The sequence below is a fragment of the Labrys sp. 22185 genome, assembly GCF_052045555.1.
GTDB lineage: Bacteria > Pseudomonadota > Alphaproteobacteria > Rhizobiales > Labraceae > Labrys > Labrys neptuniae.
In genome coordinates this window covers 410,991-420,582 of record NZ_JBQEPH010000004.1, presented here as the reverse complement: position 1 = coordinate 420,582, position 9,592 = coordinate 410,991, and the positions used below count along the sequence as shown (strand labels likewise).

Below are 9,592 nucleotides of genomic sequence, written 5' to 3'. Positions count from 1 at the left end.
CCCTTGATGATTTCCTCGACCATTTTCTTGGCATCGCCGAAGAGCATCATGGTGTTGTCCTTGAAGAAGAGCTCGTTCTCGACGCCGGCATAGCCCGAACCCATGCCGCGCTTGATGAAGAGGACGGTCTTGGCCTTCTCGACATCGAGGATGGGCATGCCGAAGATGGGCGAGGCCGGGTCGGTCTTGGCGGCGGGATTGGTGACGTCGTTGGCGCCGATGACGAAGGCGACGTCGGCCTGGGCGAACTCGGCATTGATGTCCTCGAGCTCGAACACCTCGTCATAGGGCACGTTGGCCTCGGCCAGCAGCACGTTCATGTGGCCGGGCATGCGGCCGGCGACGGGGTGGATGGCATAGGAGACGTCGACGCCCTCTTCCTTGAGCTGGTCGGCCATCTCGCGCAGGGCATGCTGGGCCTGCGCCACCGCCATGCCGTAGCCGGGCACGATGATGACCTTGCCGGCATTCTTCATGATGAAGGCGGCATCGTCCGCCGAGCCCTGCTTGACCGGGCGCGTCTCCGGGCCCTTGCCGCCGCCGCCGGCCGCCGCCGCATCGCCGCCGAACCCGCCCAGGATCACCGAGATGAAGGAGCGGTTCATGCCCTTGCACATGATGTAGGACAGGATGGCGCCCGACGAGCCCACCAGCGCCCCGGTGATGATCAAGGCAAGGTTGCCCAGGGTGAAGCCGATGCCGGCCGCCGCCCAGCCCGAATAGGAGTTGAGCATCGAGACCACCACCGGCATGTCGGCCCCGCCGATCGGGATGATGATCAGCCCGCCCAGCACCAGCGAGGCGATGACGATCAGCCAGAACAGGGTGTGGCTGGCCGAGAGCACGAAGGCGATGATCAGGGCGACCAGCAGCGCGGCCAGGGCCGCATTGATGACATGGCGGCTCGGCAGCAGGATCGGTGCGCCCGACATGTTGCCGTTGAGCTTGGCGAAGGCGATCACCGAGCCGGTGAAGGTGATGGCGCCGATGGCCACGCCCAGCGACATCTCCACCAGCGACTGCGCTTCGATCTCGCCGCCATGGGCGATGCCGAAGGCGGCGGGGGCATAGAGGGCGCCGGCGGCCACGAACACCGCGGCCAGGCCGACGCCCGAATGGAAGGCGGCCACCAATTGCGGCATCGCCGTCATCGCCACGCGCTTGGCCACCACGGCGCCGAGCCCGCCGCCGACGGCCAGGCCTGCGACCACCAGCAGCCAGCCCGACACGCCCGAGGGCGGGGCCACCGCCAGCGTGGTCAGCACGGCCAGGCCCATGCCGATCATGCCGAAGCGGTTGCCCTGGCGCGAGGAGGTCGGCGAGGACAGCCCGCGCAGCGCCAGGATGAACAGGACGCCGGCGACGAGATAGAGGAACTGGGTGAGATTCACGGACATGGACGCTTCCTCACTGGCCGGCGCCGGCGGCCGAAGAGGCCCCGGTCTTCTTGGTCTTGTCGGCGGTCTTGTCCTTGGGCTTGTACATGGCCAGCATGCGCTCGGTGACCAGGAAGCCGCCGAAGATGTTGATGGAGGCCAGCACCAAAGCCAGGAAGCCGAAGCCGCGGGCCCACCAGGGACCGCTCTCGTCCCCGGCCAGGGCGACGCCGACCGAGAGCAGGGCGCCCACCACGATCACCGAGGAGATGGCGTTGGTCACCGACATCAGCGGGGTGTGCAGGGCCGGGGTGACCGACCACACCACGTAATAGCCCACGAAGATGGCGAGCACGAAGATGGCGAAGCGGAAGACGAAGGGATCGATCGCCCCGCCGGTGGCGGCATGGGCGACGCCCCCCAGCGTGGCGGCGAGCTGGTCGGCATAGTCCTGGGCGTGTCTGGCGGCCTCGCCGGCAGCCTGCGCCGCGGCCTGGGCCTTGTCGAGAAGCTCTTGGGGCGTGTCGGCCATGTCGGTCTCCCTCGATGGGATGGATCTGATTGGGGGGCGGGTCTTCAGATCCGCCTCTTGATGAGATGCAGTCCGTTCCAGGCGGGTCCCGCTCCATCTCCCGATGGAGCTGAGAAGACCCGCCCCCGATCGTCAGGCCGGCTGGGGCTGGAAGGAAGGATGCACCACCGCCCCGTCCTTGGTGAGGAGGGTGGCCTTGACCAACTCGTCCTCCCAATTGGGCGCCAGCGTCTTTTCCTTCTTGTCGACCAGCGTCTCGACGAAGGCGAAGAGGTTGCGGGCATAGAGCGAGGAGGCGGAGGCGGCCAGGCGGCCGGGTACGTTGAGATGGCCGATGATCTTGACCCCGCCCGGCGTGACCACGACCTCGCCGGGGCGGGCGCCCTCGACATTGCCGCCGCGCTCCACCGCCAGGTCCACCAGCACGGAGCCTGGCTTGAGGCTGTCCACCATCTCGGCCGAGACCAGGCGCGGGGCGGGCCGGCCGGGGATCAGGGCGGTGGTGATGACGATGTCCTGCTTCTTGATGTGCTCGGCCACCAGGGCGGCCTGCTTGGTCTGGTACTCCGCCGACATCGGCTTGGCATAGCCGGCCGCGGTCTCGGCCTGCTTGAACTCCTCATCCTCGACGGCGACGAATTTGGCGCCGAGCGAGGCGACCTGTTCCTTGGCGGCGGGGCGCACGTCGGTGGCGGTGACCACCGCGCCCAGGCGCCGGGCCGTGGCGATGGCCTGCAGGCCGGCGACGCCCGCCCCCATCACGAAGACCTTGGCGGCGGGCACGGTGCCGGCGGCCGTCATCATCATCGGGAAGGCCCGGCCGAACTCGGCACTGGCGTCGATCACGGCCCGGTAGCCGGCGAGGTTGGCCTGGGAGGACAACACGTCCATCACCTGCGCCCGGGTGATGCGCGGCATCAGCTCCATGGCGAAGGCCGACACGCCCGCCTGCGCCAAAGCGGCGAGCGCCTCGTGCTGGCCGTAGGGATCCATGATGGCGAGCACCAAAGCGCCATGGGGATAGGCAGAAAGCTCGTCCGCCCGCGGGCGGCGCACCTTCAGCACGATGGCCGCGCCCGCCAGCGCCTCGGCATTGGAAGCCACCACGCTCGCCCCAGCCGCCGCATAGTCCTCGTCCGTGATCCCGGACGCCAGCCCCGCACCGCTCGCGACCCGAACCGTCGCGCCAAGCGCAAGCAGCTTCTTCACCGTGTCGGGCGTCGCGCCAACGCGAGGTTCGCCGGATTCAACTTCTGCCGGGACAGCTATGCCGATCATGATCGCTCCTCGCACAGGGCTGCAGGGATATGCAGAGAGGTCGCTCCGGTCTACGCCGGGATCGTTCGCCGAGAGCATTTTCCAGAAAAGCCGATAGACTTCTCGTTCAAGAAAACGCGTAAAAACAAATAGCTAGGTAAAAAGTGCGATTCGAAGAAATCGCGTTTTGCTCCAGGGGACGCGGCAACAGGCTCCCGCCCGGATGGAGCGGTCGCAGGTCCGGCCATGTCCCCTGCGGCAGCCGCCGCTTCAGTGGGAGAGGAGCAGCAGGATCAGAAGTCCCAGGATCAGCACGAGGGCGCCGGGCTTCCAGCTCCAGCTCTTCACCGCCATGCCGAATACGGTGGCGATGGTCGACAGGATCGCGATGATCGAGCAGATGCCCCAGCGGCCGCTGGTGCCGCCGATGGCCAGCGCAACCACGATGCCCAGGGTCCAGGCCATTCCGATCGCGGAAAAACGCAGGAACCCCTCATAGGTGTTCTTGTGATCGGAAAAGTCGTGCGCGGTCATCGTGTCGTGATGTGCTTCGGCCATTTTCATCCCCAGAATTGGATAAAGGGGCTTTAACCCGAAGAGCCGCTTTATGCAATGCGGCGATTTGGTGGCAGGCCCCGGCCGCCGGCGGCGTCCGTATCAATACCAGGCATCGGGCATGGCGGCCTTGCGCTCAGCCACGAAGGCCTCCAGCGCCTCGCGTTTATCCGCGCTGAGGGGTGGCGGCTCATACCCCTCCAGCATCGCCTTCCACTTGCGGTTGGCGCGCTGGACGATGTCGTGGCTACCCTCTTCGCTCCATTGCTCGAAGGAATTGTTGTCCGAGAGCGGGAAGTCGTAGAAGGCGGTTTCATAGTTGCGCATGGTATGGGCGCTGCCGAGGAAATGCCTGCCCGGCCCAACCTCGTGAAAGCCGTCGAGCGCGAAGGCGTTCTCGTCGACGGGCATACCCCGCGCGAAGGTATGGAAGGCGCCGAGCTGGTCGGCATCGATCACGAATTTCTCGTAGGACATCGCCAGGGCGCCTTCGGCCCACCCAGCCGCATGCAGGATGAAATGGGCCCCGGCCAGGAAGGCCGGCCACATCGAATTGGCACTCTCATAGGCGGCCTGGGCGTCTGGGATCTTGGAAGCGCACAGATTGCCGCCGCAGCGCAGGGGCACGCCGAGCCGGCGCGCCAGCGCGCCGATGCCGAGATAGCCGAGCGCCGGTTCCGGCGTGCCGAAGGTGGGGGCACCGGATTTCAGCGACATCGAGGACAGGAAATTGCCGAGGATGGCCGGCGCGCCCGGCCGCTCGAGCTGGGTGAGGGCCACGCACATCATGGCTTCGGCGAAGCATTGCGCCAAGGCGCCCGCCGTGGTCACAGGTCCCATGGCACCCCCGAGGATGAAGGGCACGCAAACAGCCGCCTGATTGGCCCTGGCGTAGGTGCGGATGACGCGCGAGGCCTCCCCGTCCAGCACCAAAGGCGAATTGGTGTTGACGTTGCCGAGGATGACGCAGTTGGCGTCGACGAAATCAGCCCCGAACAGCACGCGGCACATCTCGATGGAATCGGCGGCCCGCGGCGCCGTCGTCACCGAGCCCATGAACGCCTTGTCCGACAGGGTCATATGGGCCAACACCATGTCGAGATGCCGCTTGTTGACGGGCACGTCGACCGGCTCGCACACCGTGCCGCCGGAATGATGCAGCCAGGGCGTCAGATAGGCGAGACGGACGAAATTGCCGAAATCCTCCAGCGTGCCATAGCGCCGGCCGCGATCGGCATCGGAAACGAAGGGCGAGCCATAGGCCGGCGAGAACACCGTATTGGGCCCACCGATCACCACCGAGCGCTCGGGATTGCGGGCGTGCTGGACGAAACTCGCCGGGCAACTCGCCTGGATGATCGAGCGGACCAGGCCGCGTGGCGGGCGGATGCGCCAGCCATCGGTCTCGGCGCCAGCCTTGCGGAAGAGGTCGACGGCTTCCTGGTCGCCGCGGATCTCGAAGCCGACTTCCTCGAGGATGCGGTCGGCATGCTCCTCGATGCGGATGAGAGCTTCCTCTGACAGAATCTCATAGGGTGGAATCCGGCGGGTGATGTAAGCGGGCGCCGCCGGCCCGCTGCGCGCCCCGCGCCGTCCCGAACGGGCTCGCCTCGTCTCGGTCCCTGCTTCCGCCCCCATCGCGCCACTCCTGAATTGGACAGGGCGATGCTAGCCGGACGAAAATGTCTCAAAGACTGAAACCAGACATTCCCTGTTCTACAGGCGACAGTTTCTGCCCGCTCAGTGCACCGGCGAGATGATGGTGACGGAATGATCGAGCGAAAGCCGCCGGATGGCGAGTTCGGCCGCCATGACATTGTCGAGCCCGGTCAAGGTCGTCTCGGCCTCGTCACCCTTCGCCTCATGGCGGACTTCCAGCGTGCCGAAGCCGCGTTCGATGCCCTTGCGCTCAACGCCCAGAATGGCCCTGCCGGAAAGGGCCTCCTCGACGCCGTTGCGGATGGAGATCAGCACCAGGCGCCGGTCGGTAATCAGCACCACACGGTCCTTGGCCCGCCGATAAGCCGCCCAGGGGGCGCAGACGAGGTAAAGGCCGAACAGGAAGGCCGGCACGGCGAGCAGGCTGAACAAGGCCGGCAAGATCAAGGAGCCGCCATTGTGGACGGCCTGCCAGACGGCAGCGAGACAGGCCCAGGCGATCGGCAGGCTGAGCACGGCGAGCAGGACCCCGGCCCCGAGGGTCGGCAAGGCATTGCGCGCAGCCTCGCGCGGGTCAGGCGCGGTGACGTAGACAATCGGCTCGGCGGGCGCCAATGCCTTCACGGCCGCGCGTCGCGCCGCCTCGCTCAGCCTCAACAAGCCAGACATGGTTCTTTCCGGTCCAATTTACCTGTCACCCAATTTGCTTGTCGTCCAATTCGCTTGTCACTTGGGCCATCTGGCCATAAAAGACCGGGCAACAGGGCCCCATCTCACACGGTTTGAACACAATGGACAAGTTCACCACGCTCACCGGCGTCGCTGCGCCGCTGGAAATCATGAACGTAGACACGGACATGATCATCCCCAAGCAATATCTCAAGACCATCAAGCGCACGGGCCTCGGCGCGGGGCTGTTTTCCGAGATGCGCTTCAACGATGACGGCAGCGAGAATCCGGATTTCGTGCTGAACAAGCCTGCCTATCGCCAGGCCAAGATTCTGGTTGCCGGCGACAATTTCGGCTGCGGCTCCTCGCGTGAGCATGCCCCTTGGGCCCTGCTCGATTTCGGCATCCGCTGCGTGATCTCCACCTCCTTCGCCGACATCTTCTACAACAACTGCTTCAACAACGGCATCCTGCCGATCGTCGTCTCCGAGTCCGATCTCGAAAAATTGTTCGACGATGCTCGGCGCGGCGCTAATGCCACGCTGACGGTGGATCTCGAAGCCCAGGAAATCCACGGCCCGGATGGCGGTAGCGTCAAGTTCGACATCGATCCGGCCCGCAAGAACAAGCTGCTCAAGGGCCTCGACGATATCGGCGTGACGATGGAGAAGACCCCCTCCATCTCTTCCTTCGAGCAGAAGACGGCCGCGACACGGCCCTGGATCTGAGCCTGTCGCGTACGGCCGGGCAACCGCCCGCAAGGATACTTCAAATGCGCGCCCCGCTCGATGGCGAGACGCGCATGCAACTTCCTGTGGCACCACGAACTCTTGCCGATTACCACGGATGACGTTGGGAAACCGCCTTTGAGGCAGGAATTCTGAACGACCTTATTGTACCGGATAATGAAGAATTAACGATGATCAGCTTGTAGTATGCGCGCGATTCGCATGCTCATTCTGATTCCCGGTTTGGAAGGTCTGTGATGCCTCAACTGTCCCGCCGCCTCTTCGTGCTCGGCGCTCCCCTCCTTTTGGCCGGCTGCGCCTCGTCGAAGCGGCTTTCCGCGGACTCGATCTTCGACGGCTGGGGCGGCAGCGATTACGACTACGGCGAAATCTATGCGGGCTTCGACGACAACGGCAATCCGGTCCCGGCGATCGACCTGAGGCGGATCGACGGCGCCTTCCTGCGCCGGGAGGTTTCCGACCCGACCGGCGAGGCACCCGGCACCATCGTGGTCGACCCGCCCAATCACTATCTCTATCACGTGCATGAAGGCGGCAACGCTACGCGTTACGGCGTCGGCGTCGGCCGCGAGGGCTTTGCCTGGAACGGCCGGGCCACGATCAAGCGCAAGGCGGTGTGGCCGCGCTGGACCCCGCCCTCCGACATGGTGAAGCGCGACAGCGAAGCGGCCAAATGGGCGGGCGGCATGCCCGGCGGCCCCGGCAACCCGCTGGGCGCCCGCGCCATGTATCTGTTCCAGGGCAACCGCGACACGCTCTACCGCCTGCACGGCACCATCGACCCCTCCTCGATCGGCAAGTCGATGTCGTCGGGCTGCATCCGCCTGCTCAACCAGGACATCATCCACCTCTACAACAACACGCCCGTCGGCACGCGCGTTGTGGTGCTCGGCAATGGCGGTGATGGCGGTGACGGCAGCTACGACGACCAGGAAGCGGCGATGTGATAGCGGCGTCCGGCGAACGCCCGCAGGCCGCCCATTATAGTGCGGAGTATAGCAATTGCGGGACTGCCTCGGCGCGCTCGCAACCGTGCCGTCCTCAGTCGATCCCCTGTTGATTGACGTCACAGCCTCCACGTGACGAAATTTTCATGCGCAACCCTCTTGCGCATGAACCATCGCAGACCCGATTTTCAGGCCATGACGAACGGGTTCCTTCCGATGCATTACGCGCGCACTGCTCTGCTCCTTGCCGGCATGACGGCCCTGTTCATGGTGATCGGGCTCATGCTGGGCGGCAAGGGCGGCATGATGATCGCCTTGCTGGTGGCCATCGGCACCAATCTGTTCGCCTATTGGCGTTCGGGCGACATGGTGCTGTCGATGTACGGTGCCCGCGAGGTCAGCCCCGCCAGCGAACCGGGGCTCTACAAGCTCACGGCCGGCCTTGCCCGCAATGCCGGCCTGCCGATGCCCAAGCTCTATCTGATCGACGATCCGCAGCCCAATGCCTTCGCCACCGGGCGCGATCCGGCCAATGCCGCCGTCGCCATCAATACCGGCCTGCTGCAATCGCTGTCGCGCGACGAGGTTGCGGGCGTGATCGCCCATGAGCTTGCCCATATCAAGCATCGCGACACGCTCTTGATGACCATCACGGCCACCCTGGCCGGCGCCATCTCGATGGTAGCCAATTTCGGCATGTTCTTCTCCGGCAATCGCGAGCGCAACTCGCTCGGTCCGATCGGCTCCATCCTGCTCGCCGTGCTGGCGCCGCTCGCTGCCATGGTGGTGCAGATGGCAATCTCGCGCTCGCGCGAATATGAGGCCGACCGCCTGGGCGCCGAGATCAGCGGCAACCCGTTGGCGCTCGCTTCGGGCCTGGCACGCATCCAGAACGCCGCCCATGCCATTCCCAATGAGCAGGCCGAGGCCCATCCCGCCACGGCGCATATGTTCATCATCAATCCGCTGTCGGGCCGGCCAATGGACAATCTGTTCTCGACCCATCCCGACACCCGGAACCGCATCGCGGCGTTGGAAGAGCAGGCCCGGCGCATGGGCGCGGGCCGGCAGCCGCCCCGCCAGGGTGGGTTCGTCGAGGGCGTCAGCTTGGACGATCTCGGCCCACGCGGCCCGCAAAGCCCGAAGGGCCCCTGGGGCTGAGCCGGAGCGTTTGGATTTTGGCGGAATCGCCAGGGATCGCCGAGAATCGCAAAGACGCGTCGAACCAGAGAGTGCGAGCAAAGCGCGTTTCAGTCGAAACGCGCTTTGCTCTGTTCACTGGATCTTGGCGTAGCTCTCCGCAAAGCCGGCAAGCGGCAGCTGCACGCTGACATCGTTGCGCTGCAGGTTCTGGAATGTCGTCTTGAGCTGCTTGCCGGTCTTCATCCGGGCCAGCAGCCCGGCATCGAGCGGCGTGCCGACATAGCAGCCGGCGCCGTCGCAGGTCTGCAGGGGATAGCTCGCCACCTGGCCGTCATCGACCTGCAGCTTGAGGCCGGCCGGCAGATAGAGCCCGAGCGGCAGGCGCGCCAGCACCACGGGGGCGCGAGTGTCGCTGGGAACGCGGACCGAGAAGCCGACCACGAGCTGGCCGGTATTGTTCATCACCGCGTTTTCCTCGACCACGCAGTCGAGCGGCCCCTGCCGGGCGTCCGCGGTGCAGCGCGTCACCCAACCGGGCGCCGCGGGAGCGGGGGCTGCGGCAGGCGCCGGAGCCGCCGCCTTGGGAGCCTCCGGGGCGGCAGGTTTCTTGGCCTGCGCCTGCGCACTGCCCGCCAGCAGGCAGGCCAGGCCCGCCGCCACCGTCAATTCAACCACACGATGCATCGTCGCCTATCCGTCCTTCAA

At 65.8% G+C, this 9,592-nt stretch carries 10 protein-coding genes; 3 read left to right on the top strand and 7 right to left on the bottom strand.

What is annotated here, in order from left to right; genetic code table 11:
* The 6 genes from ACTJKX_RS11825 to ACTJKX_RS11800 all read right to left on the bottom strand — a co-directional run.
* A partial coding sequence (locus ACTJKX_RS11825) for an NAD(P)(+) transhydrogenase (Re/Si-specific) subunit beta (protein WP_440725364.1) occupies positions 1-1,397 on the bottom strand: 1,397 nt, incomplete at its 3' end.
* A gap of 10 nt (positions 1,398-1,407) precedes the next feature.
* Entirely contained in the window at positions 1,408-1,908 is a 501-nt protein-coding gene (locus tag ACTJKX_RS11820) for a proton-translocating transhydrogenase family protein (protein WP_068299804.1), read from the bottom strand.
* A 132-nt stretch (positions 1,909-2,040) separates the two neighbouring features.
* Positions 2,041-3,183, bottom strand: a complete 1,143-nt coding sequence (locus ACTJKX_RS11815; protein WP_440725377.1) for a Re/Si-specific NAD(P)(+) transhydrogenase subunit alpha — start codon at positions 3,181-3,183, stop codon at positions 2,041-2,043.
* Between the two features lie 252 nt (positions 3,184-3,435).
* Positions 3,436-3,723: an aa3-type cytochrome c oxidase subunit IV gene (locus ACTJKX_RS11810; protein ID WP_082980274.1), complete on the bottom strand. Its 288-nt coding sequence runs from the start codon at positions 3,721-3,723 to the stop codon at positions 3,436-3,438.
* Positions 3,724-3,822: 99 nt separating this feature from the next.
* Positions 3,823-5,358 (bottom strand): trimethylamine methyltransferase family protein, encoded by a 1,536-nt coding sequence (locus tag ACTJKX_RS11805; RefSeq protein ID WP_440725363.1) that lies wholly within the window; start codon positions 5,356-5,358, stop codon positions 3,823-3,825.
* Between the two features lie 102 nt (positions 5,359-5,460).
* Positions 5,461-6,048, bottom strand: coding sequence for a hypothetical protein (locus ACTJKX_RS11800; protein WP_311937548.1), 588 nt, complete (start codon positions 6,046-6,048; stop codon positions 5,461-5,463).
* Between the two features lie 122 nt (positions 6,049-6,170).
* Here ACTJKX_RS11800 and leuD point away from each other — a divergent pair, with 122 nt between their 5' ends.
* The 3 genes from leuD to htpX all read left to right on the top strand — a co-directional run bounded on the left by leuD (position 6,171) and on the right by htpX (position 8,905).
* On the top strand, positions 6,171-6,776 hold the full coding sequence (gene leuD / locus ACTJKX_RS11795; protein WP_440725362.1) for a 3-isopropylmalate dehydratase small subunit: 606 nt from the start codon (positions 6,171-6,173) through the stop codon (positions 6,774-6,776).
* Between the two features lie 257 nt (positions 6,777-7,033).
* Positions 7,034-7,744 (top strand): L,D-transpeptidase, encoded by a 711-nt coding sequence (locus tag ACTJKX_RS11790; RefSeq protein ID WP_311937554.1) that lies wholly within the window; start codon positions 7,034-7,036, stop codon positions 7,742-7,744.
* 216 nt (positions 7,745-7,960) lie between these two features.
* Positions 7,961-8,905, top strand: a complete 945-nt coding sequence (htpX, locus tag ACTJKX_RS11785) for a zinc metalloprotease HtpX (protein ID WP_367626178.1) — start codon at positions 7,961-7,963, stop codon at positions 8,903-8,905.
* A gap of 114 nt (positions 8,906-9,019) precedes the next feature.
* On the opposite strand, the gene ACTJKX_RS11780 is transcribed toward htpX, so the two are convergent.
* Positions 9,020-9,571 carry an invasion associated locus B family protein gene (locus ACTJKX_RS11780; protein WP_440725361.1) on the bottom strand — a complete coding sequence of 184 codons (552 nt, stop codon included), beginning with the start codon at positions 9,569-9,571 and terminating at the stop codon, positions 9,020-9,022.
* Between the last annotated feature and the right edge of the window lie 21 nt (positions 9,572-9,592).